Source organism: Bradyrhizobium sp. WSM1253, assembly GCF_000244935.1.
In the GTDB taxonomy this organism is placed as follows: domain Bacteria; phylum Pseudomonadota; class Alphaproteobacteria; order Rhizobiales; family Xanthobacteraceae; genus Bradyrhizobium; species Bradyrhizobium canariense.
Map to the genome: position 1 here is coordinate 1,724,454 of NZ_JH600073.1, position 24,054 is coordinate 1,748,507.

General features: G+C 64.3%; 18 protein-coding genes. 6 read left to right on the forward strand and 12 right to left on the reverse strand.

Annotation, left to right across the window (positions count from 1 at the left end; genetic code table 11):
* Positions 1–8 precede the first annotated feature (8 nt).
* On the forward strand, positions 9–617 hold the full coding sequence (locus tag BRA1253DRAFT_RS09945) for a hypothetical protein (RefSeq protein WP_051058409.1): 609 nt from the start codon (positions 9–11) through the stop codon (positions 615–617).
* Between the two features lie 73 nt (positions 618–690).
* On the opposite strand, the gene hpnO is transcribed toward BRA1253DRAFT_RS09945, so the two are convergent.
* Positions 691–2,082 carry an aminobacteriohopanetriol synthase HpnO gene (gene hpnO, locus BRA1253DRAFT_RS09950; protein WP_007593615.1) on the reverse strand — a complete coding sequence of 464 codons (1,392 nt, stop codon included), beginning with the start codon at positions 2,080–2,082 and terminating at the stop codon, positions 691–693.
* 141 nt (positions 2,083–2,223) lie between these two features.
* Here hpnO and BRA1253DRAFT_RS09955 point away from each other — a divergent pair, with 141 nt between their 5' ends.
* Positions 2,224–2,856: a DUF2147 domain-containing protein gene (locus BRA1253DRAFT_RS09955; RefSeq protein WP_007593616.1), complete on the forward strand. Its 633-nt coding sequence runs from the start codon at positions 2,224–2,226 to the stop codon at positions 2,854–2,856.
* On the opposite strand, the gene BRA1253DRAFT_RS09960 is transcribed toward BRA1253DRAFT_RS09955, so the two are convergent.
* Positions 2,824–5,412: an MMPL family transporter gene (locus BRA1253DRAFT_RS09960; RefSeq protein WP_007593617.1), complete on the reverse strand. Its 2,589-nt coding sequence runs from the start codon at positions 5,410–5,412 to the stop codon at positions 2,824–2,826. The genes BRA1253DRAFT_RS09955 and BRA1253DRAFT_RS09960 overlap by 33 nt on opposite strands.
* A 461-nt stretch (positions 5,413–5,873) precedes the next feature.
* Between BRA1253DRAFT_RS09960 and ispH the strand changes: the two genes are divergently transcribed.
* On the forward strand, positions 5,874–6,800 hold the full coding sequence (gene ispH, locus BRA1253DRAFT_RS09965) for a 4-hydroxy-3-methylbut-2-enyl diphosphate reductase (protein ID WP_035993095.1): 927 nt from the start codon (positions 5,874–5,876) through the stop codon (positions 6,798–6,800).
* Positions 6,801–6,835: 35 nt separating this feature from the next.
* Positions 6,836–7,996, forward strand: a complete 1,161-nt coding sequence (hpnH, locus tag BRA1253DRAFT_RS09970) for an adenosyl-hopene transferase HpnH (protein ID WP_007593619.1) — start codon at positions 6,836–6,838, stop codon at positions 7,994–7,996.
* A 166-nt stretch (positions 7,997–8,162) separates the two neighbouring features.
* Here the strand turns inward: hpnH and BRA1253DRAFT_RS09975 are convergent, their stop codons facing one another.
* The 6 genes from BRA1253DRAFT_RS09975 to BRA1253DRAFT_RS44400 all read right to left on the reverse strand — a co-directional run bounded on the left by BRA1253DRAFT_RS09975 (position 8,163) and on the right by BRA1253DRAFT_RS44400 (position 14,347).
* Positions 8,163–8,912, reverse strand: a complete 750-nt coding sequence (locus tag BRA1253DRAFT_RS09975) for a phosphorylase (protein ID WP_007593620.1) — start codon at positions 8,910–8,912, stop codon at positions 8,163–8,165.
* The gene (shc, locus tag BRA1253DRAFT_RS09980; protein ID WP_007593621.1) at positions 8,909–10,876 is read right to left on the reverse strand and encodes a squalene--hopene cyclase; all 1,968 of its coding nucleotides are present in this window, start codon (positions 10,874–10,876) and stop codon (positions 8,909–8,911) included. The genes BRA1253DRAFT_RS09975 and shc overlap by 4 nt, the downstream gene beginning before the upstream one ends.
* 76 nt (positions 10,877–10,952) lie before the next feature.
* Entirely contained in the window at positions 10,953–12,206 is a 1,254-nt protein-coding gene (hpnE, locus tag BRA1253DRAFT_RS09985) for a hydroxysqualene dehydroxylase HpnE (protein WP_007593622.1), read from the reverse strand.
* Positions 12,206–13,045, reverse strand: coding sequence for a presqualene diphosphate synthase HpnD (gene hpnD, locus BRA1253DRAFT_RS09990; protein WP_007593625.1), 840 nt, complete (start codon positions 13,043–13,045; stop codon positions 12,206–12,208). The genes hpnE and hpnD overlap by 1 nt, the downstream gene beginning before the upstream one ends.
* Positions 13,035–13,919, reverse strand: coding sequence for a squalene synthase HpnC (gene hpnC / locus BRA1253DRAFT_RS09995; RefSeq protein ID WP_007593626.1), 885 nt, complete (start codon positions 13,917–13,919; stop codon positions 13,035–13,037). The genes hpnD and hpnC overlap by 11 nt, the downstream gene beginning before the upstream one ends.
* A 194-nt stretch (positions 13,920–14,113) precedes the next feature.
* Positions 14,114–14,347 (reverse strand): hypothetical protein, encoded by a 234-nt coding sequence (locus BRA1253DRAFT_RS44400; RefSeq protein ID WP_007593627.1) that lies wholly within the window; start codon positions 14,345–14,347, stop codon positions 14,114–14,116.
* Between the two features lie 461 nt (positions 14,348–14,808).
* On the opposite strand from BRA1253DRAFT_RS44400, the gene BRA1253DRAFT_RS10005 reads away from it, so the two are divergent.
* Entirely contained in the window at positions 14,809–15,306 is a 498-nt protein-coding gene (locus tag BRA1253DRAFT_RS10005; RefSeq protein ID WP_007593628.1) for a hypothetical protein, read from the forward strand.
* A 123-nt stretch (positions 15,307–15,429) separates the two neighbouring features.
* Here the strand turns inward: BRA1253DRAFT_RS10005 and BRA1253DRAFT_RS10010 are convergent, their stop codons facing one another.
* The 4 genes from BRA1253DRAFT_RS10010 to BRA1253DRAFT_RS10025 all read right to left on the reverse strand — a co-directional run bounded on the left by BRA1253DRAFT_RS10010 (position 15,430) and on the right by BRA1253DRAFT_RS10025 (position 21,913).
* Positions 15,430–17,793, reverse strand: a complete 2,364-nt coding sequence (locus BRA1253DRAFT_RS10010; protein WP_007593629.1) for an RND family transporter — start codon at positions 17,791–17,793, stop codon at positions 15,430–15,432.
* Positions 17,794–17,999: 206 nt separating this feature from the next.
* A complete protein-coding gene (gene eutC, locus BRA1253DRAFT_RS10015) occupies positions 18,000–18,785 on the reverse strand; it encodes an ethanolamine ammonia-lyase subunit EutC (protein WP_007593630.1) in 786 nt (261 codons plus the stop codon).
* A 6-nt stretch (positions 18,786–18,791) separates the two neighbouring features.
* The gene (locus tag BRA1253DRAFT_RS10020) at positions 18,792–20,378 is read right to left on the reverse strand and encodes a B12-binding domain-containing radical SAM protein (RefSeq protein ID WP_007593631.1); all 1,587 of its coding nucleotides are present in this window, start codon (positions 20,376–20,378) and stop codon (positions 18,792–18,794) included.
* 152 nt (positions 20,379–20,530) lie between these two features.
* Entirely contained in the window at positions 20,531–21,913 is a 1,383-nt protein-coding gene (locus BRA1253DRAFT_RS10025) for an ethanolamine ammonia-lyase subunit EutB (RefSeq protein WP_007593632.1), read from the reverse strand.
* 220 nt (positions 21,914–22,133) lie between these two features.
* Here BRA1253DRAFT_RS10025 and BRA1253DRAFT_RS10030 point away from each other — a divergent pair, with 220 nt between their 5' ends.
* Complete coding sequence (locus tag BRA1253DRAFT_RS10030; RefSeq protein WP_007593633.1) at positions 22,134–23,873, forward strand: methyl-accepting chemotaxis protein; 1,740 nt, start codon at positions 22,134–22,136, stop codon at positions 23,871–23,873.
* The last annotated feature ends 181 nt before the right edge of the window (positions 23,874–24,054 follow it).

Sequence of the window (24,054 nt, forward strand, 5' to 3'; positions counted from 1 at the left end):
CAAGCGCCATGATGCGCCCTCTCCTTCTTGCCGCAGCGCTTGCCTGGACGATCGCCGCTTCCGGGCCGGCAGCAGCCCGCGACGGACTCGCCACCACGATGCGGGCCGTCCTCTACGAGGAAGACGTGAGCAACCCGAAGGGTGATCGCGCAGAAGGAAAGATCACTTGGCGGATAGAACCGACGACCGATGCCTCCGCACCATCAGGCGATGTTACGATACGCGGGAATGTCGAGGTGCCTTCGCGGAACCTGCAGATGACGCTCTCCATCCGGCGCAATTTCGACCCCGCACTGCCAGCCACCCACACGGTGCAGATCGATTTCGCCCCGGACTTCGCCGCCGGCAGGATCAAACAGGTCATGGGCCTTCTGATGAAGGCCAACGAGCAGGCCAAGGGAGCGCCCATTGCCGCGCTGTCGGTGAAGGTCGACGACACGCATTTCCTGATCGGCCTGTCCGCTGTGCCGCAGGACGCGGCAAACAATTCGCTTCTGATCCGAAGTAGAGCCTGGATGGACATCCCGATCGTCTACGCGACGCAACGCCGCGCCATTCTTGCGGTCGAGAAGGACGGCAACGTCCTGGCGCTCTTCAATACGGTGTTTGCCCATTGAGGCGGGCACCTCCCGCGGCCCTCGATCACATCGAAGTGGCGAACAAGATTGAAGCCGCCTGAGCGCCTCGGCCTTACGCCGACCGCCGCACCGCGTTGTCGACCAGCGTCTTGCCGAGCGACCAGATCGCGCCGGGGACCTTGTGGCTGCCGGCGATGACGTCGTCGAAGGCGCGCTCGATCCAGCCGCAATCTTCTTCGGTGATGGTGAGCGGCGGCAGAAGCTTGATGGTGTGGCTGCCATGGCCGGCGACCTGCGTCAGGATCTTGTGGTCCTTGAACAGCGGCACGGTGATGAGCTGGCAGAACAGGCCCTTGTTGGCTGCCTCCAGCACGTTCCAGGACGCCCGCAGCCGCAGCGATTTGGGCGGGCCGAACTCGACGCCGATCATCAGGCCCTTGCCGCGGACTTCCTTCAACAGCTCGTAGCCGGGCACCATGCGCGTGAGCGCGAGGCGCAGCTCGGCACCGCGCTTGGCGGCGGACTCGATCAGCTTCTCGGCCTCCATGATGTCAAGCGTGGCGATGCCCGCAGCCATCGCCAGGTCGTTCTTGGAGAAAGTTGAGCCGTGCACGACTGCACGGTCCATCTGGTTGAAGATCTTGTCGAAGATGCTCTTGCGCGTCAGCACCGCGCCGACCGGCACGTGGCCGCCGGACAGCGACTTCGAGAGCAGCACCATGTCGGGCTCGACGTTCCAGTGCTCGACCGCGAGGAAGCGGCCGGTGCGGCCCATGCCGGTCTGGATCTCGTCGGCGACGAACAGCGTCCCGTATTTCTTGCAGAGCGCAGCCGCACCCGGCAGGAACTCGTCGGTGGGCATGTTGACGCCCTTGCCCTGGATCGGCTCGACGACGAAGGCCGCCACCTCGCGCGAGGCCAGCGCCTTTTCAAGAGCGGCGAGATCGTTGAACGGGATCGAGGTGCAGCCCGGCAGCAACGGCTCGAAGCCGGTGCGGAAGTTCGAATCACCGGTCAGCGACAGCGCGCCATAGGTCAGGCCGTGATAGCCGTGGGCACAATAGACGATCCCCGGACGGCCGGTGGCGCCGCGGGCGAACTTGATCGCGGCTTCGACGCATTCGGCGCCGGAATTGGCGAAGAAGGCCTTGTCGAGATAGGGGACGTACTTCAAAAGCCGCTCAGCGAGCACGCCGGCAAGCACCGAGACGTCGAATTGGACGAGGTTCGGCAGGTCGGCATCGAGCACGCTCTTGAGCGCCTCACGCATGACAGGATGATTGCGCCCGATCGCAAACACGCCAAAACCGGACAAGAGGTCGAGATAGCGCGCCCCGTCGCGGTCGTAGAGGTACTGCCCCTGCCCCTTCTGGAAGCCGACATCGTAGCCGATGGTCTTCAGAACCCGAACGAACTGCTCGTTCAGATGCCGATTATGCAGGGCGCTGCGCTGGGCCTGGCGGTCCGCGAACAGCTGAGACATGTCTGGATTTGGGCTGTGCATCCGCTACATACTTCGGTTGAGGGCCGTCTCGTCAACTGAAAACGGAACGTCGCTGAAAACGGTCTGTGCGGCCTTTTGCCCTTTTTCGGACCATCTTCGCAAGCAGAGCTTTAGACCATGTTGCACTGCCAAGGAACTATCATGCGTTTAGCCCTTTACACCGGACTAATACTGGCTGGCGGTTACACCTGCCTGGCCCCGGCGCTCGCCGCCGATCCGACCGGCGACTGGCGGGTTGCCGACGGCGTTGCCAACATTCGTGTCGCCCAATGCAATGGCAGCATGTGGGGCGCGGTTTCCTGGGAAAAACAGCCCGGCGGCCGCGACGAGAACAATCCGGACGCGTCGAAAAAGACCCGGCCCACGCTAGGCATGGCGACCCTGATCGACATGAAGAAAAAGCCCGGCGCCGAGCAGTGGGAAGGTCAGGTCTACAACGCCAAGGACGGCCAGCTCTACAGCGCGACCATCACGCCGGTTGGCACCGACCAGCTCGAGATCAAGGGCTGCGTGATGGGGTTCCTGTGCGGTGGCGAGACTTGGACCCGGGTCAGCCCCCCGATTCCCTTGAGCTCCGCCAACGCCATGGCCAAGGGCGCGCCGAAGCCCGCCGGCGCGGCACCGAAAGCCCCGGGAACGACAGGTACTACAGCGGCGCAGCCTGCGCCCGCAGCCCCGAAGGCCGCCGGCAGTGCCAAACCCGGTCAGAAGGGCGCCGCCGACCAGGTCGGCGACATCTGCCTACTCCCTGAGATTGCGGGGTTTGCCCATTAGGGCGGGCTGAAACAGCAGCACGGCGGCGAGCGTCGTCACCAGCGACAGCGCGAGCAGCTTGCCCATGCTGGACGTGCCGGGATGGCTCGACAGCCAAAGGCTGCCGAACGCGGTCGCCGTTGTCAGCGCGCTGAAAAATATCGCGCGCGTCAGGCTGGTCTGGAGCAGGTTTGTCCTGCCCGAGCGCCAGGCCACGACATAGTAGATCTTGAAGGCCACGCCGACGCCGAGCAGCAGCGGAAACGCGACGATATTGGCGAAGTTGAGCGGCAAGCCGATCAGCACGCAGATCTCGAGCGTCACCGCGCCGGCCACCAGCAGCGGCACCAGCGTCATCAACACGTCGACGAACCGGCGCAGCGTGATCCACAGCAGCAGGCCGATCACCAGCAGCGCGTAGATTCCCGCATGGATGAACGCCTTCACCACGGTGTCGCCGGATTTCAGGATCGAGACCGGACCGCCGATCGCGGTCGGCTCGGCAACGAGCACCGCCGCCGCAAATTTGCGCAGCGTGTCGTTGTCGTTGGGATCGCCCTTCGGCAGCGCCTCGACCCGGATGATGCCGTCCTTGCTCTTCCAGGCGCTGACGAGATCTGCCGGCAATGACTTCAGGGTAACCGGCTCGGCTTGCATCGCGTTCCGGAGCTGGTCGAACACGATCTTCATCGGCGCGACGAACACGTCCTGCGCCTTGTTCCGCGTGGCTTCATCGCCATTGGCGAGCTTTTCCAGCGCGTCAGCGAGCCGACGCGAGGCGACCGCACCCGGGCCCTTCGCATCGCCTGCGGTCCGGCGCAGATTGTCGACCGAGGATTTCAGCGCATCGACGTTTTCCTTGTCCGTGGGCGCGGCGTCGATCTGGTCGGGATTGAGCGCGGGGTTCAGCACCTTGGCGCCCTGCGCGATCAGCTTCAGCTTCGGCGCCTGGTCTTCGGGAACGAAGCTGTTGAGCGACATCACGCGCAACACCTCCGGCACCTTCTCCAGCTTCGCCTCCACCTGCCTCGCCTGCTCTTCCGACGTGGTCATCACGTTGATGGCATTGGCGCCAGTGTTGGGATCCTTGCGCAAATCGAGGAAGGTCGCGATCGACTCTGCCTTCGGGTTGCGCAGGTTCATCGGGTTGAAGTCGAACTTCATGTAATAGAGCAGCGGCAGGCCGGCGACCGCCAGAAACATCGTACCGCCGACGACCAGCACCCGGTGCTTCTCCAGGAAGTGATCGAGCGGCGCCAGGAAGGCGTAGCCGACCGGCTCCTTCTCGCCGGGCGGGTTCAACAGCTTCAGCATCGCCGGCAGCACGGTGATGCTGGTGACGAACGCGACCAGCATGCCGACGCCGGCGATCTGCCCGAGTTCGGCAATACCCTTGTAGTCGGTGGGGATGAAGCAGAGGAAGCCGGCCGCGGTCGCCATTGCCGCCAGCGACAACGGAATTGCCGAGCGCTTGGCAGCCAGGATCAGCGCGCCCGAAAGGTCGTTGTGCTTGTAGCGCTCGGAGCGATAGCGGACGCTGTACTGAATGCCGAAATCGACGCCGAGACCGACGAACAGCACGGCGAACGCGATCGACAGCAAATTGAGCGAACCCACCATCATCAGGCCGGCGGCGGTTGTCAGCGCAAGACCGACGAAGAGATTGACGAACACGGCGAAGATGATCTTCGCCGAATGCAGCGCCAGCCAGAGGATGAGCAGCACGACGAGAACCGTGCCGATGCCGTTGACGACGGCGCCTTCCTGGACGGTTGCGTATTCCTCGTTGGCGATCGGGACCGGCCCGGTCAGCCGGACCCGCGCCTGGTATTTGGTGGCAAAGTCCAGATCGGCTGCGGCCTTGCGGATCGCGTCGGTTGCGCCCTTACCGGGCTCCAGCGCGTTGTAGTCGAGGATCGGTTTGAACTCGATGAAGGCGCGCTTGTCCGAATCCGTCAGCGGCTCGTCACTGACGAGCTCACGCCAGGAGAAGGTCGCATTGCCCTTGTTGAGCACGGTCTCGACCGTTTGCGCGATCTGGTTGAAGGGCCGCTCGGTGTTGTCGAGCTTGACCTGCCCGCGCTTGACGCCGGCAAGTCCCGTTTCCAGCGCCCCGGTCAGGCCGCGGATCGAGGGATCGCCTGCCATGATCTCGATCAGAGGCGCGGCGGATTCGAACTGGCTGGTGACCTTTGCGACTTCCTCTGTCGGCAGGAACAACAGGCCATTCTTCTCGAAGAACTCGCCGGTGCCGAGCTGCTGCACCGACTGGAAGTCTGTCTTGTTGTCCTTCAGCTTGGCATAGAGCGCGTCCGAGGCCGCGGTCGCCATCTCCGGCGTTTTGGCTTCGACCACCGCCGTAATCGTCGCATCGCGGTCGAAGGCGCGATCGAACTGCTGGTCGCGTTGGCGCCAGTCCAGATTTTGGGCAATCAGCGAATTGATATCGGTGTTGATGGCGAAATGCCGGGACGTGTAATAGCCCGCCCCCACCGCCAGCAGGAGCCCGAGAATGACGACGAGGGAGGCAAACCGGGTGCAGGCCCTGACGATGGCAACGACGACGCTTTGCAGCACTACTTTTCTTTCTGCGGTTAACAGCTTGCCGGAAACGCCCGCTGTTTAACGGAGTTCCCGGCCGAAACCTATTGCTGTTTTGAGTGGTTATCGCCGTCAGAAGGTTCGAGGTAAACGGCGGAAGACCATGGCGAAATCATGCGGGGCGGTCGGTATAGCCGGGGAGTTGAGGCGGGAAAGTGACGAAGGCGCAAACACCGATATCACCGCTTTTCTGACCAAACATCCCTCTACTATAATACCGTAAAAGTGATCCCAGAGGAACCAAAGTTCATTCCACCTTTCCTTGCTGCCGATTTTTTGACACAAAGTATTGCGCCTCCATGCACGGGGCCCCGACAGGGGTGGGCGGCTACCGCGTGAGCGAAACCGGTGGTGCGGATATTGCAACTCATTGGTTCGTATCGGGGTGTCCCCTGAACTTGAGAGCGGATTGGTGCAACTTGCGTGATGGGCGTCCAATGGAAGTTTATCTGGCGCAACCGCGCGGCTTTTGCGCGGGGGTGGTACGTGCGATCGAGATCGTGGAACGGGCGCTGGAGAAGTACGGCCCGCCCGTCTACGTGCGCCATGAGATCGTGCACAATAAGTACGTCGTCGAGAGCCTGAAGAACAAGGGCGCGATCTTCGTCGAGGAACTGTCGGAGGTGCCGCCGAAGGCTGTGACGGTCTTCAGCGCTCATGGCGTCGCCCGCAGCGTCGAGGAAGAAGCGGCCGCGCGCGACCTTCCGGTGCTCAATGCCACCTGCCCCCTGGTCACGAAAGTTCACAATCAGGGGAAGCGCTACATCGCCAGGGGCCGCACCCTGATCCTGATCGGCCATGCCGGCCACCCCGAGGTCGAAGGTACGATGGGCCAGGTTCCCGCGCCCGTACTGTTGGTCCAAAGCGTTGAAGAGGTTAAGGCCCTTGAGCTGCCGGCGGATACGCCAGTGGCCTACATCACCCAGACCACCCTGTCTGTGGATGACACAAAGGACATCATTTCGGCCCTGCAGGCCCGCTTTACAGATATTCAAGGCCCGGATATCCGGGATATCTGCTATGCGACACAGAACCGCCAATCTGCGGTAAGGGACTTGAGCAAGCTGGTCGACGTGATCTTGGTGGTGGGCGCTGCCAATAGCTCGAATTCGAACCGGCTCCGCGAAATCGGCACTGAGGCCGGTGTCGCGAGTTATCTGATTGCCGACGGCAGCGCGCTCAATCCGGAGTGGTTGAAAGATGCCAGAACCGTCGGTGTCACGGCCGGCGCTTCGGCGCCCGAGGTACTCGTGGATGACGTGATCGAAGCGATGCGGCGGATCGGACCGGTCAAGGTCTCGGTGCTTCCGGGCCGCGAGGAAAACATCGAATTCCGGCTTCCGGCCGAACTGGCTGCGAGCTGACCCACCTGAATTTCAAGCCCAGAAAGAAACTTGTAATGGCTATCCCCTTCTTCAAGGAAATGCGTATCGGCGGCTATTTGATCAAGCAGAAGCTGCTTGGCCGCAAGCGCTATCCGCTCGTGCTGATGCTGGAGCCGCTGTTCCGCTGCAACCTCGCCTGCGTCGGCTGCGGCAAGATCGACTATCCGGATGCGATCCTCAACCGCCGCATGACCGCACAGGAGTGCTGGGACGCGGCCGACGAGTGCGGCGCGCCGATGGTCGCCATCCCCGGCGGCGAGCCGCTGATCCACAAGGAGATCGGCGAGATCGTGCGCGGCCTCGTGGCGCGCAAGAAGTTCGTCTCGCTCTGCACCAACGCTCTGCTGCTCGAGAAGAAGCTCGATCTGTTCGAGCCCTCGCCCTACCTGTTCTTCTCCGTGCACCTCGACGGTCTGAAGGAGCACCACGACAAGGCGGTGTCGCAGAAGGGCGTGTTCGACCGCGCCGTCTCCGCGATCAAGGCGGCCAAGGCCCGCGGCTTCACCGTCAACGTCAACGCCACCATCTTCGACGGCCATCCGGCCGAGGAGATCGCCAAGTTCTTGGATCTCACCGTCGAGCTCGGCGTCGGCGTCTCGATGTCTCCGGGCTACGCCTATGAGCGGGCGCCCGACCAGGAGCACTTCCTCAACCGCACCAAGACCAAGAAGCTGTTCCGCGACGTCTTTGCGATGGGCAAGGGCAAGAAGTGGAATTTCATGCATTCCGGCCTGTTCCTGGACTTCCTCGCCGGCAACCAGGAATACGAGTGCACGCCCTGGGGCATGCCCGCGCGCAACATCTTCGGCTGGCAGAAGCCCTGCTATTTGCTCGGTGAAGGCTACGCAAAAACCTTCAAGGAGCTGATGGACACCACCGACTGGGAGACCTACGGCACCGGCAAGTACGAGAAGTGCGCCGACTGTATGGCCCATTGCGGCTACGAGCCGACCGCGGCGACCGCGGCCATCAACAATCCGCTGAAGGCAATGTGGGTGTCGCTGCGCGGGATCAGGACCACGGGTCCGATGGCCCCGGAGATCGACATGAGCAAGCAGCGCCCGGCGCAGTACATCTTCTCCGCGGAAGTGCAGAAGCGCCTGTCGGAGATCCGCAAGGACGAGGCCGCCGCCGCGCAGGAGAAGGCGGCGCGGAAGGCTTCCACCGCCGCGTAAGCGCGACGCCCGCCCGGATGGAGCGCAAGCGAAATCCGGGACGGCCCCTCTGCTTTGAAGACGTCGGATTGCGCTCCGCTCCATCCGAGCTACGCACACCGAAATAGAAAAGGCCCGATCGCCAATGGCGACCGGGCCTTTTGTTTTTAGTGATCGCAGAAACCGCTCAGGCTGCCTCAGAGACCAGCGCCTCGCTCTCCACGAGCTCGGTACCAATCAAATAGTCGCGGCAACCGCGCAAGCTGCGCAGCGCGCGGTTGAAGTCGAGGCCGGTCGAGACCAGTCCATGCAGCGCGGTCGGATTGCGCACGATGCCGCGCAGCACGGCCAGCACGTCGATCTGGCCGTTCGGCTTGATGGCGGCGCGGGCGAGCGCCGGCAGCGCGCGATGGGCGGGATCGCTGATGACGCGGACCGCGGCGAACGGCAAGCCGGCTTCGGCGGCGTAGGCGGCCGCGATGTGGCTTTCCATGTCGACGGCGGCAGCTCCGGTCTCCGAATGCAGCGCCGCCTTGCAGGAGCGCCTCGTGACCACTTCCTCGGCACCGGCGAGGCTGCCGCGCACCACGCGGCGGCGGCCCGACGTCAGGCGGTCGATCAGGTCGTCGCCGAGCGAGAGGCCAGCGGCCCAGCGCGTGTCGCCCGCGAGCACCTCGGTCGCCAGCACGACGTCGCCGGAGCGCAGCGTCGGGTCGAGCCCGCCGGCCACGCCAAAGGAGATCACACCGCGAATCGTCTCGGGATCCAGCACCGTCAACAGCGCCCGCAACTGGGTCGGGCTGCTCGACGAACAGATCACCGCCATTCCGGGCCCGGCCGCGATGCGGGCCTCCTGAACCAATCCAGTCACGATCAATATCGGCCTCGGATCAACGGTTTGACCCGCGGTAAGATAGTCCCCCGTCCCCAAAGTCACATTCCGACCCCTACCACCCTGCTGTTGGTGTTCCGCAAGTTCCGATACCGCGCCAACGCCCACAGCGGGAAGAACTTCGGGTAACCATGGTACCGTAGATAGAATACACGGGGAAAGCCTGTGGCGGTGTACCGCTGTTCGTCCCACAGTCCTTTTTCGTTCTGTGTTGCAATCAGGTACTCCACCCCGCGGGCGATGGCCGGGTGATCAACCTCGCCAGCAGCCATCAAGGCGAGCAAGGCCCATGCCGTTTGCGATGCGGTCGAGGGGGCGGCTTCCCAGCCTCGGTAGTCCAGCCGGTAGCTGACGGCATCCTCGCCCCAGCCGCCGTCCTGATTCTGGATCGAGGCCAGCCAGCCGGCGGCTTTCCGGATCATGGGGTCGTCATGGCGGACGCCGGCCATGTTGAGGGCGCACAGCACCGACCAGGTTCCATAGATGAAATTCATGCCCCAGCGGCCGTACCAGGACCCTTCGGGGTGCTGGGTCTTCCGCAGGTAGGCGACGCCCTCGGCGACATGCTTGCTGGTCTTCGGGGTCTCGCCGAGCTGGGCCAGCATCGAGATGCAGCGCGCGGTGACGTCCTCGGTCGGCGGGTCGAGCAGCGCGCCATGGTCGGAGAACGGGATGTTGTTCAGATAATATTCGAGGTTGTTGACGTCGAAGGCGGCCCAGCCGCCGTCGTCGCTCTGCATGCCCTCGATCCACTCCCGGGCACGGTCGATCGCGGCGTCATAGCCGGTCGCACCGTGCTCCCGGCGCATCCGGTCCATCGACATCACCACCACCGCGGTGTCGTCGAGATCGGGATAATGGGCATTGTTGTACTGGAAGGCCCAGCCGCCCGGGCGCACGTCGGGCCGCTTCACCGCCCAGTCGCCCTTCACCTCGAGCTCCTGCTTCGGGATCAGCCAGTCGAGACCCTGCTTGGCCGCGGGCACCGCTCTGTCACAGCCGGCTTCGAGCAGCGCGTGGGCGGTCAGCGTCGTGTCCCACACCGGCGAGACGCAGGGCTGGCAATAGGCCTCGTCGTCCTTGATCACGAGCAGCTTGTCGATACCCCGGCGCGTGATCGCGCGCGGCGGATAGGTCTCATCCTTGCCGAGCGCGTCGTACATCATGACGATGTTGGCCATCGGCGGATAGATCGCGCCCATGCCGTCCTCGCCGTTCAACCGCTCCTCGGTGAAGGCGAGCGCGGCATCGATCGCGCGCTTGCGCAGGCTCTTGGGAAACATCGGCTCGACCACGCGCAAAATGCCGTCGAGCGCGCGGAACAGCACGAACCAGGCCATGCTCTGGTGCGGCGCCTTGGCCGTCATGCCAATCGAGCGCGGATCCTGCAGGAACAGCTCGTCGATGCCGACACCCTTGGGATTCTTCGCCCGTGGCTTCAGCGCGGCGATGACCATCAGCGGCACCATGGTGGTGCGTGCCCAGTAGGAGATCTTGTTGATGTGGAACGGCGACCAGAACGGCAGCAGCACGATCTCGATCGGCAGCACCGGTACCGCGCGCCAGGTCACGACGCCAAACATCGCAAGCATGAAGCGCGTGAAGACGTTGCTGTGAATGGCGCCGCCGCGGGAATGGATCGCCTCGCGCGCACGCACCATGTGCGGCGCGTCGATGGAATCCCCGATCATCTTCAACGCGAAATACGCCTTCACGCTGGCGCTCATGTCGAACTCGCCATCATGCACCAGCGGCCAGCCGCCATGGACGCCCTGAACGCGGCGAAGATAATTGGCGATCTTGGCTTCGAGCACGGCATCGACCGGCTCGGCGAGATAATGGCGCAGCAGCACGTATTCGGCCGGAATCGTGCAATCGGCCTCGAGCTCGAACACCCAATGCCCGTCGGATTGCTGGAAGCCGAGGACGCCTTCGGTGGCCGACGCAATGCTCGATGCCAAGTTCCCGAATTCTTGGGCTTCGCGGCTGGTCGCGTTCACGGAATCCATCTCGCTCGATTGCTCCGATAGTCGATTGAATTGGCCGAAATTGACCGGGACAAATACCCGTCAGGGCCGCCTGTCACTATCCCTTGGCGGCCAGAACCAGATCGGCGGCGCGATCACCGGATCGGACCGATCCCTCGATGGTTGCAGGCAATCCCGTAGCAGTCCAATCGCCTGCAAGAAACAGGTTTTTCAGCGCAGTGACCGGCCCTGGACGCAGGGCATTCTGCGCCGGCGTCGCCGCGAATGTGGCACGGCGCTCGCGCACGATCTGCCAAGGGGGCAGCTCGCCGGACACACCGCCCGCCTTGCACACGTCGTTCCAGATCGCCTGCGCGAGTTCCTCGCGCGGCATCTCGACCAGACGGTCGCCGTTGCTGATGGTGACGGACAGCCGGTTCGGGAACGCAAACAGCCATTCCACGACGCCGCCGATCACGCCGAGGATCGGAGCCGATCCCGCTGGCGGCTCAACGCGGAAATGCGCATTCACGATGGCGCGGAATTCGGTCGGCGTCTTCAGGCCCGGCAGCAGGTTGGAGGCAGCGCGCGGCGGTACCGCCATCACGACGACGTCGCCCTCGCCGATTTGGATCACATCTTCGCCGCCGAAATTCAGCGCGCCGACCTTGCCGTCATGGGTCGCAAACGAGCGCAGCTCATGGCCGAGCTGAACGCTGTGCCCGCGCTCCTGCAGGAACGTCACGGCAGGCTCGATCAGCACCGCGCTGAGCCCGTCGCGCGCGATCAGGGGACGGCAGGCCTGCCCGCCGGCGAGCAGCGTCTCGCGCACGATCGCGCCGGCCAGCCCCGCCGAGCCTTCGGGTGGATCGACGTTGAGCGCCGCCAGCAGCAGCGGCTGCACCAGGCGCTGATAGAGCACGCCCTCGCAGGGAATGGACTTGCCGACCAGCGTCTCTTCCGATGCCCAGATCAGCGGCGCCAGCTTCAGGTAATCGGTCAACCCGGTGTCGGGGACGCGGCGGCTCTCGTCGAGCACCCAGGTCGGGAGCCGGCCGTCGCCGAGGTCAATCTGCCAGCGCTGCCCGGTCGTGAGGTCGACAAAGGGAAACTGCGCGCGCTCCGGACCGACGAGGCCCGCTTCAGTGCCGATCGAGCGCGCGTAGGCGCGCGCATGGCTGTTGCCGGACAGCAGCAGATGGTTGCCGTTGTCGATAGTGAGATTGGTGGCGCCGTCGAAATAAGAACGGCAGCGGCCGCCGGCCTGCTGGGTCGCCTCGTGCACGGCGACCTTGAAGCCGGCATTGGCAAGCCGCACGGCGGCGGAGAGGCCGGAAATTCCAGCGCCAATGATGTGAGCTGTTTTTTGCATCAGATGAGAGCGTATCGGAGCAGGATGGCGATGCGTGTGATCTTCGACACACGCACCGGCTCACGCGGCGCGTTGAACCCGCGCGCGATCAGAAGATCCAGAATGGCATGATAGTATTTCGACATCATCCGGGGCGCGCGCACCGCGCGGCGCCGATTGCGGTTCATGATCTCGTCCGACTTCTCGAAATACACCTTTGCGCGCTGCGCCAGCGGCAGGCAGACCTTCGGCAGCGCGCGCTCGACGATCACGCGGTCCGGATCGTTGGAAGTGATGCCGGCATGCAGCAGCGCTTCGCGCGGTAGATAGAGCCGGCCGAGGCCCGCGTCCTCGTCGATGTCGCGCAGGATGTTGGTGAGCTGGAGCGCGCGGCCGAGATGATGGGCGAGCTCGATGCCGTCTTCTTCCGGCAGGCCGAAGACGCGGACCGACAGCCGCCCCACGGCACTCGCGACGCGATCGCAGTAGAGATCCAGCGTCGCCATGTCGGGCGCGCGGATGTCCTGCGGCACGTCCATCTCCATGCCGTCGACGATCGCGAGGAAATCCTCGCGCTTGAGGCCGAAGGTCTTCACCGAGGCGACGTAGTCCTTCAGCCGTGGCGGCGGATTGCCCTGGTAGAGCGCATCGATGTCGTTGCGCCACGCCTGAAGGGCGGCGAGCCGCTCGTCGCGCGGTCCGTCGGAATCGGCGATGTCGTCGACCTGGCGGCAGAAGCTGTAGATCTGGAACATCGCTTCGCGCTGGTCGTGCGGCAGGATGCGCATCGCGGCGTAGAACGAACTGCCGGATGCGGTCGAGCCATAATTGGCGCCGGGCGAGGTCGCCTCAAGCGTCATGTGCAGTCCCCGGTCTTGAAATGGCCTTGCGTCCGACCGCGCGGCGGCCGACTTCGCCGATCATGCCGGCGAGGCTGAAGGTGAGGAGCTCGAGCTTGTTCAGGTGCACGCGCTCGCGCAGGGGATCGCGCACCTTCAACAGGCGCACGATGCGGTCGGCATAAGCCTGGATCACCGAGACCTCGATGCCGAGGCGGAAATCCCTGATCTCCGCAGCTAGCGACCTGCCCTCGTCGAGCAGCGCTTCGTTGCGCACGGCGAGAGCCTGAAGGCAGGCCAGCATCGCCGGTGGCGATTGCGCCTCTCCGAGCTGCTCGACCGAGGCGCCACTCGCGGCCAGCGCATCGCGCGGCAGATAGACGCGGTTGAGCTCGCGGAAATCCTTGCCGCAATCCTGGAGATGGTTGTTGATCTGCAGCGCTGCACAGAGCGCATCGGACGCGGCCCAGGTCGAGGTGCTCTCACCATGGACGTCGAGCATGAAGCGGCCGACCGGCATCGCCGAGTAGCGGCAATAATGGATGACCTCGTCCCAATTCTCGTAGCGCAACTTGGTCACGTCCATGCGGAACGCGATGAGCACGTCGAGCGCGTGGCGCGGCGCCATACCGCGTTCGGCCAGTGCGTGCCGCAGGCTGACGGCCTCGGCCTGGGTGTCGCCTTTGCCGAGCAATTCCGCCTCGAGCAGGTCGAGATAAGCGAGCTTCTCGTCCGGCGGCAGCGTGGCGTGGTCGGCGATGTCGTCGGCGGTGCGAACGAAATTGTAATACGCCAGGATCAGCGCGCGATGACGCGGATGAATGATCCAGGACGCGACGGGAAAATTCTCGTCGCGCTCACCCTTGCCGGATCGCAATTCGCTCGCAGAGGTCATCGAGGGCTGGTCTACAATCGTTTGGACAGGAAGGGCTTTTTCGCTCGCGCTAGCCCGTGCGGGCGATGCCGCCGCGGCCCCCATATAGGGGAATACGGCCGCAAAACCAATCCTGTCTCTCGATGGCTGCCCTTTGCGGATCAGGCCCGAAAAGGCGGCCCCGGAGGCCGCCTTTTGTGGGCCAGTGGCCGAGCTTACTGGTTGTGGTTCTTCAGGACCTGGTCGCAGGCCTGCGAAATCTTGGCCCGGTTCTCCTTGAGGCAGGCCAGGATGGTGAAATCGCCCTGGTCGATGACCGGACGGCAGAGCTTCTGCACATCGCGCGAGCAGGCCTTCTGCTCGGCGTCCGTGCCGCGCCCTTGCTGGGCGAACGCTGCGGTCGAGAGGGAGGCCGACAGCAAGGTGAGAGCGACGAGAAGCTTACGCATTGTATTCCTTCATTCTGACGGCAGAATCGCACCAATCCCGGACAGCACAGGGCGACGACCGGAACGGATTGTTCTGATGGCAAGTCGCCGCGGGAGTAGCGGCCTCGGAGAAGGCACAAGCACTGGCAAATGCGGCCAAATTGGCGCCACGTCCACCAGATCAGGTCTTCCCTGCGCCTTCTGTGACAAATGTAAGAGACTGATACTACGTCATAATTCGGGTACGCCGCGTTTTGCTGCGCACCTGTTGCAGAGCTGCATCTCTACATCCCGCCATGGGCCCCAGAAACATGCCGAAACGCAGAGAATCCGGAGGCCGATCATGGCAAGTGCGCTTCGCGATGCCGACATGTGGGCGGCCGGCCATTGAACCTGACACAGGCTCGGAACACTAAACCTTCGATGTGGCGAGACGTCCTTGGTGACAAGCGGACGTCGTTCCAAAACGGGATATTTTGAAGATGAATTTTTTTGGGCGATCTGAACTGGCAATCAAGGCGGCCGGCATCGGCGCTGTGCTGCTGTTCTCAGTTTCGGCAAGTCAGGCTCAGTCGTCCGGACCGTTTGCAGGTTTCGAGGGCGCATGGACCGGCACGGGTACGGTGTCGCTGTCCGACGGCTCCACCGAGCGCATCCGTTGCAAGGCCGACTACAAAGTTGCCGGCACCGGTCTCAGCCTCAAGCAGGCGTTGCACTGCGCGTCCGACAGCTACAAGTTCGACCTCACCAGCGACGTGACCAGCCAGGGCGAGCGGATCTCCGGCAATTGGAGCGAGACCAACCGCAACATCTTCGGCAATGTGCAAGGCACCGCCGGTGGCGGCCAGATCGAGGTGTTCGTCGAGGCCAACGGCTTTGCCGCCAATTTGTCGCTGCGCACCAACGGCACCAAGCAAACGGTGCAGATCTCATCCAAGGGCGAGATTCGCGGCGTCAACATCACGATGACGAAGGGCTGACGGCTCTTACCGCTTCGAAAGCAACAAGCCCCGGTTCTCGCGAACCGGGGCTTTGTTGTTTTCGGGAGACGCGGCGCAATCGCCCGGACCGCGCCGATTCGAGTGTCTGATGAACGAAGCCGTTCAGATCGCCGGCTTGTCGCCCTGAAGCTTGGCGTGCAGATTGATCAACCACATCGCCGTCGGCCGCAGGATGAAGAGGTCGGCGACGAGCGCCATCACCATCGAGAAGGCGCTGAGCCAGCCGAACAGCCGTAGCGACGGCAGGTCGGAGAACACCGTGACGACGAGACCGCAGGCCAGCACCAGCGTGGTCAGGATCAAGGCCGGGCCGACCAGCACGGTGGCGCGCTCCACCGCGAGCGCCGAGCCGACGCCCGGCTTGCTCTCGAGCCTGAGGCGGTTGAGGAAATGGATGGTGGCGCTTAAGCCGAGGCCGAACGAAACGGTCAGAGCCACGACGCTGGCGAATTGCAGTCCCTCACCCATCGCCCACAGCACCGTTCCCGACATCACAACGGGGAAGATGCCCGGCAGGATGCAGGCGAACATCACCACCCAGGAACGGAAGGCCAGGCCGATGAAGATCGCGACCAGCGCGAATTCGACGGTCAGCCCACGGTTGAGCTTCTCGATCATGCCGGCCGAGTTGCGCGCGGCAATCGCGGCAAGACCCGTGACCGCCACTTCATAGCCGGGATGCTTCTTGCGCACGGCGTCGAGCTCGGTATCGAGCTTGTCGACGATCGGAAGGAGCTGGCTGGAATCCTTGTCCGGCACGCGACCTGCGACCACGACGGCGTCCTGCTCGGCATCGATGAACCGGCGCACCAGATGCTCCGGAATGACGCTGACATATTCCTTCAGGGTCGCGACGTCGGCGCTGCCGGCCTTGTCCGCGAGCCAGCGGCGCAGGGTCTCGACCGACCAGACATTGCCGACACCGGCTGCCTTCTCCACCGTCGCGTGCACATCCGCGATGGTCTGCAGCGTCTCCGGCGAATAGAGCGATTCACCCTTGGGGAACTGGATCAGAACGTTGACCGGGTTGGCGCCGGTGAGCTTGGCGTCGAGCCGGTCGCTGGCGGCGACCGCCTGGCGCTTGTCCGGCACCTGGTCGGCGAGCCGGTAGCGCGGCTCCAGATTTGCGTAGATGACGCCGAGGCCCGCCACGAACACCACCGCGATCAGGCTGAACAGGCCAGGACGGCCCACCATGCGCACCGCGATCCAGTAGCAGAAATTACGCAGCGCCTGCACGCCGGCATCCGCGCTCTGGAACTTGGTCGCAAAGACCTTCTCGTTGCGCACCAGCAGCACGCCGAACACCGGCACCAGCGACAACACCGCGACCAGCGCGATGATGGTGGCGGCGAGACCCGCCTCGCCAAACTTGCGGATCAGATCGGAGTCGGAGAACTGGAGCGCGATGAAGGAAATGCCGGCGGTGCCGTGCGTCAGCACGCAGGCCGGTCCCACCACCAGCACCGCGTTCTTGAACGCGGTGAACTTGTCCTGGCCCGCGATCAGCCGGTCGCGCGCGGCGAAGGTGAGCTGCATCGAGTCCGAGAAGCTGATGACCATGATGAGCGGCGTCATCACGTTCAGGAACATGTTGAGGTTGAAATTGGCCCAGCCGAGCGCGCCGAGCGCCAGCAGGATCGCAATCATCGGCGGGAACGCCGCCGCCACCATGAACGAGATCTTGCGGAAGAAGATGATGGCGATGACACAGCCGGCGAGAATGCCGAGGATGTTGTAGGTGAGCCCGTCGCGCTCGACCGCGTTGCGGATCTCGAGCTGCATCACCGGCACGCCGGAAAGCTGCACGTTGAGGCCGGTGTCGCCGAGGTCTTCCTTCATCAGCGCGCGGATGTCGGCGACGGTCTTGGTCAGCTTGTTGGAGGCGACCACCTCCGGATCGAGCGAAAGCACGATCAGCGCCAGCGTGCCGTCCTCGGACAACAGCTTGCCGCGGATGATCTCGTTGGCTTTGACGCCCTCGATGAACTTGTCATAGGCCGCGCCCTCGGGCAGCTCGGGCGGGAACAAGGCTGCGGGAAGCTTGCCCGGCGCCGGCGCCTGACGCGCGGAGAACAGCGAGACCAGTCCGCGCGTACCCTCCACCAGCTGCATGTCGGTGACGAAGTCGCGCAGCTTCTCGAGGTTGTTCCGCGCCAGCAGGGTCTTGCCCTCGACTACGACGAGGACGTCGAATTCTTCGGCCGGGAACTTCTTGGTCACCGCTTCGTACTGGCGGAATTCCGGCGTGTTGGACCGGAACAGCTGCGACAGCGAATCGTCGATCTTGATCCGATGGATGCCGAACACGGCGCCGACGATCAGGACGAGCAGGACGATGCAGGAGACGATGGGCGCCCGGACGGCGAACAGCCCGATGCGCTCCAGCCCGAAGGCGATCGAGGACGCAGGTCCCTGCTCGACCTTGTCGACATGAACCTCACTCTCGCTGTGCTTTTCGAGCATGCCTTGTCCAGTTCCTAAATCGGCTCGGGTCTGTGAGCTTGTCGCGCCCCGCGAACGGCTTGAAAATGCCATACCAATGGGAGGCTTGCCCTTTGAAAATGCGCAGAAAATCGCCGCGAGGGGTTTAGCAGGTCAATCGCCCTTCTCGCAAGCAGGCGGAGTGTGGCCGAATCGATCAAGATGTGGCGATTTTGCCTTAATGCCCTTCATTCGGGCAAAGCCGTGCCAATTCGACGCGGCGCGCGGTCCGCGCTCTCGTCCTTCAGCGCCACACCGCTCACTTCCCGCGCGAGCCCCTCGCGGACCAGCCAGGCGATCTTGAAAGCAGCCTCGTCATAGCTCAACCCGGCCTTGTGGATGTTCGACACGCAATTGCGCTCGGCATCGGTGCGGCCCGGCTTCGGGGCGAAAGTCAGATAGGCGCCGAGACTGTCGGGCGCCGACAGGCCCGGCCGCTCGCCGATCAGCGTCACGACCATGCGCGCGCCGAGAATGGCGCCGATCTCGTCGCCGAGCGCGACACGCGCGCCTGAGGCGACCACGACATGGCCGATCGCGACACCATCGCCGGCTGCGAGCAACGGCAGCAGGCGCATCACCAGCGCGGCCGCATGGGCGTGGACCGCCGCAGCCGACAGCCCATCGCCAATCACGACCGCGAGTTGGCACGGCTCCGAGGCGCTCCGCGCCAGAGCCTCGACTGATCCGGCATCCAGCAGTCTGCCCAGATCGGGCCGCCGCAAATAGTCCCTGCGGTCGACCGCCCGGCTGTTCGCCTCGGTGACGACGAGGCCGAGCGCGCGGAGATCCGCGACCAGCCGCGGCGCATCGAACACGGCATGTACGGCATCGCGGGCGCGGGCATGGTCCAGCGTGAAATCGAGCAGTGCCCGCGTCGGCAGGCTCGCGCCGCTGCGCCCGAGCGCGACGCGCGCGGGCGTAAGCGACCGCAGATCGAGGGTCGGACGACGCGGGATGGCCGGATCAGACATGTTGTGTCATTCGGCGGGGACGGAGGCCTCGCGTAGCCGGATCGAATAGTTCGAGGCGTTCTGCTGGCCGGTCGAGGCCGCCCGCGCAAAGGTGATGAGATGGTGCGCGATCAGAGTGCAGCCGATCAGACCTTCGAGGTCGCCGCGCTTGATGCGGCCCAGCGCGAACTTCCAGAACACGCGCTTGTAGTCGCCGAGCACGCCGACCTTCCAGAAGATGTTTCGCAGCATGACGAGGCCGCGCCTGATGTTGGGCCAGGTCTTCATCTCGTCCGGCGTCGGCATCTTCAGGCGATGCACGTAAACGTGGTCGCATTGATACTGGAAGCGCGCGTAGACCTTCTCGGGCTCGTAGGCGACGGCCATGGCGTGTTTCCAGGATGCGACGACGTCGTCGTAGGGCAACAGGAAGTTGACATTGGAATCGCGGCCGTCGTCCTCGACCAGGCGTCCCTCGCGCTCCAGACGGTCCCATAGCGGCGTCTTCGGCAGCGCCTGAAGCAGGTTGATCGTGAGCAGCGGAATCCGGGAGTCCTCGACGAAGGCGAGCAGCGCCTCCGAAGTGTTGGGCTTGTCGGTGTCGAGCCCCATGATGATGCCGGACACGACCTCCATGCCGTAGGAGTTGATGGTTTGCACGCCCTCGAGGATCGGGACCATCATGTTGTGGTCCTTGTGCATCGCCTTCAGCGCATCGGGATCGGGCGTCTCGATGCCGCAGAAGATGGTGACGAAATAGGCCTCGCGCATCTTCTCGAGGATTTCCGGCCGCTTGGCGATGTTGAGCGTCGCCTCGCAGGCGAGCCGCACCATATAGCCGGTCCTCTTCTGCCATTCGATCAGATGCGGCAAGAGGTCCAGCGCCGCCTTGCGGTTGCCGATGAAATTGTCGTCGACGAAATAGACCGTGTCGGTCATGCCGCATTCGCGCAGGCGGTCGAGTTCGGCGATGATCTGCTCCGGCGATTTGATGCGCGGATTGCGGCCGTACAGCCCGGGGATGTCGCAGAACTCGCACTGATACGGACAGCCGCTGGAATACTGGATGCTGCCGAGGAAGTATTTCTTCACGTCGGCGAGCTCGTAGGCCGGGATCGGAAACTCCGTCATCGGCACGCGGTCTTTGGTGGTCAGAACCACCTGGGTCTCGGGACGCGAGATGTCGCGCGACAGTATTTCGAGCAGCTGATTGGTGGCGTCGCCGAGCTCACCGACATGGAGATAGTCGAACGACGGATAGTAATCCGGGCAGGCGCTGACGGAGGGACCGCCAAGCGCGACCGGCAGGTCGAACTCATGGGCGCGGCGGCAGATGTCGTTCATCTGCTGGCGCTGGATGTGCATGCCGCTGACGAAGACCGCCTCCGCCCATTCGAACTCCTCCTTCGTCGTACGGCGCAGGTTCTCGTCGACGAATTTGACCTGCCATTCCCTGGGCAGATAGGCGGCGAGCAGCAAAAGTCCCTGCGGCGGCATGAAGGCGCGGACGCCATCGGTCAGGGGGTAGGAATGCTCGAACGTCCCGAACGACGATGTGTATCGCGGAAACACGCAGAGAATCCGCCGGGACGTCCCGTTACTTTCAGCTCGCATCAAAGCTCCCCCGCCACGCTCGACTTAGCTGCGGAAATTGCCAGACAGCCACATAGCGTAATGCTGCCGCCGGAATTTCTCAATATTGTGGCATGAGCATAATTCCTTAGGGCACCAATGGTTTCCTCGGGCCGCCGGGTGCTTCCGCCGCGTCACGCGATCAGCCGGGAGGCAAAATCGGGCAGCAGGCCTGCATCGCCGGCAAGACGGAAATCGGCGCCCGCAATGCCGGACCGCACCAGCCAATCGTCGAATTCCGGCGCGCGGCGCAGTCCGAAGACGTCGCGGACATAGAGCGCGTCGTGAAAAGACGTGGACTGATAGTTCAGCATGACGTCATCGGCGCCGGGGACACCCATGATGAAGGTGACGCCGGCGGCAGCGAGCAACGTCAGCAGATTGTCCATGTCGTCCTGGTCCGCCTCGGCGTGGTTGGTGTAGCAAATGTCGATGCCGAGCGGCAGGCCGAGCAGCTTGCCGCAAAAGTGATCCTCCAGCCCGGCCCGGATGATTTCCTTGCCGTCGTAGAGATATTCCGGGCCGATGAAGCCGACCACGCTGTTGACCAGGAGGGGCGCAAAGGCGCGGGCCACCGCATAGGCGCGCGCCTCGCAGGTCTGCTGGTCGACGCCGTGATGGGCGTTGGCCGATAGCGCCGAGCCTTGCCCGGTCTCGAAATACATCACGTTCTGCCCGACCGTGCCGCGCCTCTGCGACAATCCGGCCTCGTGCGCCTCCTTGAGAAGCGCGAGGTCGATACCAAAACTGCGGTTGGCAGCCTCAGTGCCGGCGACCGACTGGAACACGAGGTCGACCGGCGCCCCCTGCCCGATCAGCGACAGCGTCGTGGTGACATGGGTCAGCACGCAGCCCTGTGTCGGGATCTTCAGCCGCGCGATGACCTCGTCGAGCAGCCGCAGCAATTGGCCGATCACGGCCGGGTCGTCGCTCGCCGGGTTGATGCCGATGCAGGCATCGCCGGCGCCGAGCAGGATGCCGTCGAGGATGGAGGCGGTGATGCCCCTGGCGTCGTCGAAGGGATGGTTGGGCTGCAGCCGGGTGCTCATCCGGCCCTTCAGGCCGATGGTGTTGCGGAAAGCGGTGGTGATCTCGCATTTCCGCGCCGCCAGGATCAGATCCTGGTTGCGCATCAGCTTCGAGACCGCGGCGGCCATCTCCGGGGTGATGCCGCCGGCCAGCTTGCGCAAGATTTCGGGCGTCGCGGCGTCCGATAGCAGCCAGTCGCGAAAGGCGCCGACCGTCAGCGAAGCCACCGGCGCGAAGGCCTTGGCGTCGTGGCTGTCGATGACGAGGCGGGTGACCTCGTCGGTCTCATAGGGGATGACGGCTTCCTGCAAGAACTGCCCGAGCGGGACGCCGGCCAGCGCCATCCGCGCCGCGATCATCTGTTCGGCACTGGCGGCGGCGATCCCGGCCAGGCGGTCGCCGGAGCGCGGCGGCGTCGCCTTGGCGAGCAGGTCGCGCAAATCCGGGAACGTGTAGGTCGTGGCGTCGATGGTGTGGCGGTAGACCAAGGGTCTCTCCGGGGTTCGTCGGCCAAAGGCCGACTCCTGGGCAATCCCAAGACTATACCTTCAGATCAAGACGCTGAAATATCTACCTTTCCTTCGACCGACGGCGAAGGGCGCCAAACCCGGCGTTAACGCTGCGTCCATCTTCATTCTGCATAGTTTTGCAATAGTTTGCACGACCGCGCTCTCCGGCCGCTCCCGGCCATTCGGGCCCCTGAAAACCATGACAACTGACCGACCTGGGAATGCCACCGGCCTCGCCGGCCGCTTCACGCTTGCCAACAAGCTCTACGCCATCTTCGCGCTGTTCGCGATTCTCACGGCGGCGATCGCGATGCTGTCCGACTACAACAGCCGCCGCGGCGCCGAGCTGACCACCGCGATCGAGACCGCGAACGCCGCCGCGCTGAACGTCGAGCGGGTCAACTCGCTGGTCTATGCGGTCGTGATGGAATCGCGCGGCGTCTACATGTCGACTGAACCGGCCGTGGTGAAGAAGTACGGCGAGGGCCTGCTCAAGTTCAACGCCCAGATCCTTGACGTCGTGAAGCGCTGGGAGACCATCGTCAAGGCTGACGATGCCGAGCAGTTCGCCACGTTCAAGAAGCGCATCGAGCAGTTCGTCGAGTTTCGCAAGGAGCTGGTGCGCCGCGGCGTCGAGATCAATGCGGCCGCGGGCCGCGAATGGGGCGACAACGACGCCAACCGCGCCGTGCGCTCGGCGCTGAACAAGGATCTCGAGGCGCTGTCCAAGGTCTATGCCGAGCGTGCAAGGCAAATCGCGCACGAGACCGAGACCAATCGCACCCTGTCCTTGGTCCTGACCTGCCTCGCCGGCGTGGCGCTCGCCCTCGTCGTGATCGGCATCGTCATCATCGCCCGCTCGATCGCACGCCCCCTCTCCGCCATCACCGCGACCATCAAGCAGGTCGCTGACGGCGCCGAGAACGTCGTGGTGCCCCACTCTGACCGGGCCGACGAGATCGGCGCACTGGCACGCGCGATCCAGATCTTCCAGGACGCGATGGCGCGCAACCGCAACCTCGCCTCGCAGGTCTCGCAGGACTCCGCCGCGCGCGAGGAGCGCGCCCGCCACATCGAACAATCCGTCGACGCGTTTCGCGAGGCGATCGGCGCGATCATGCGCGGCCTCAGCGACAACGCCTCGGTCATGCGCGAGACGGCGCAGACCATCACCCGCGTCACCGCGGACGCGAGCAGCCGCGCCGGCACGGCGGCGAACGCCACCGAACAGGCTTCGCACAACGTCACGGCGGTGGCAGGCGCGGCCGAGGAGCTGTCTGCGTCGGTGGTGGAGATCGGCCGGCAGGTGCGGCAATCCGCCAGCGCGGTCGAGCAGACCGGCCAGCGCACCGAGAAATCGATCGCCGAGATCGAGAGCCTGGCGGCCGCCACGCAACGCATCGACGGCGTGCTCAGCCTGATCCAGGCGATCGCCGAGCAGACCAATCTGCTCGCGCTCAATGCCACCATCGAGGCCGCGCGCGCGGGCGATGCCGGCCGCGGCTTTGCCGTCGTCGCGCATGAAGTCAAGGCGCTCGCGGGGCAGACCGCGAAGGCCACGGCCGACATCAGCGAAAACGTCTCGATGATCCAGTCCTCCACCCGCAACGCGGTCGACGCCGTCCGCGAGATCGGCGGCGCAGTGCGCGAGATCAACGACGTCACCTCGGCGATCGCCGGCGCCATCGGCCAGCAGGACGCCGCCACGCGCGAGATCTCGTCCAACGCGCAATCGGCGGCCCAAGGCAACGAGACCCTCGTCGCCAACATCAGCTCGCTCCGCGACGCCATCGGCGAGACCGACACTGCAGCCTCCTCGGTGCTGACGGCTGCGAGCAGCGTGACCGAGACGGCGGAGACGCTGTCGCGCGAGGTGGAGAAGTTCTTCCAGAACCTGCGCTCGGGCGCAGCGGACGGCCGCGTCGCCAAGGCGGGCTAGCAGCACGTCCATCGCCAGCAGAGTCGGCGGTGGGGTCTCTCCAGCAAAAAACGCGAAAACAACCCCATGCACAGTAGCCGGGGACAGCGATATCAATGGCTTGGCTCTAGTCCAAATATATTCGTATTTTACGAAATGACATTTGACTCGTCGGGCAAAACACCGGCATGATGTCATCATG

Coding starts and splice junctions, on each gene's coding strand:
- BRA1253DRAFT_RS09945 (WP_051058409.1), top strand. CDS start 9: ATGATGCGCCCTCTCCTTCTTGCCGCAGCGCTTGCCTGGACGATCGCC.
- hpnO (WP_007593615.1), bottom strand. CDS start 2,082: ATGCACAGCCCAAATCCAGACATGTCTCAGCTGTTCGCGGACCGCCAG.
- BRA1253DRAFT_RS09955 (WP_007593616.1), top strand. CDS start 2,224: ATGCGTTTAGCCCTTTACACCGGACTAATACTGGCTGGCGGTTACACC.
- ispH (WP_035993095.1), top strand. CDS start 5,874: ATGGAAGTTTATCTGGCGCAACCGCGCGGCTTTTGCGCGGGGGTGGTA.
- hpnH (WP_007593619.1), top strand. CDS start 6,836: ATGGCTATCCCCTTCTTCAAGGAAATGCGTATCGGCGGCTATTTGATC.
- shc (WP_007593621.1), bottom strand. CDS start 10,876: ATGGATTCCGTGAACGCGACCAGCCGCGAAGCCCAAGAATTCGGGAAC.
- hpnE (WP_007593622.1), bottom strand. CDS start 12,206: ATGCAAAAAACAGCTCACATCATTGGCGCTGGAATTTCCGGCCTCTCC.
- hpnD (WP_007593625.1), bottom strand. CDS start 13,045: ATGACGCTTGAGGCGACCTCGCCCGGCGCCAATTATGGCTCGACCGCA.
- hpnC (WP_007593626.1), bottom strand. CDS start 13,919: ATGACCTCTGCGAGCGAATTGCGATCCGGCAAGGGTGAGCGCGACGAG.
- BRA1253DRAFT_RS44400 (WP_007593627.1), bottom strand. CDS start 14,347: ATGCGTAAGCTTCTCGTCGCTCTCACCTTGCTGTCGGCCTCCCTCTCG.
- BRA1253DRAFT_RS10005 (WP_007593628.1), top strand. CDS start 14,809: ATGAATTTTTTTGGGCGATCTGAACTGGCAATCAAGGCGGCCGGCATC.
- BRA1253DRAFT_RS10010 (WP_007593629.1), bottom strand. CDS start 17,793: ATGCTCGAAAAGCACAGCGAGAGTGAGGTTCATGTCGACAAGGTCGAG.
- eutC (WP_007593630.1), bottom strand. CDS start 18,785: ATGTCTGATCCGGCCATCCCGCGTCGTCCGACCCTCGATCTGCGGTCG.
- BRA1253DRAFT_RS10020 (WP_007593631.1), bottom strand. CDS start 20,378: ATGCGAGCTGAAAGTAACGGGACGTCCCGGCGGATTCTCTGCGTGTTT.
- BRA1253DRAFT_RS10030 (WP_007593633.1), top strand. CDS start 22,134: ATGACAACTGACCGACCTGGGAATGCCACCGGCCTCGCCGGCCGCTTC.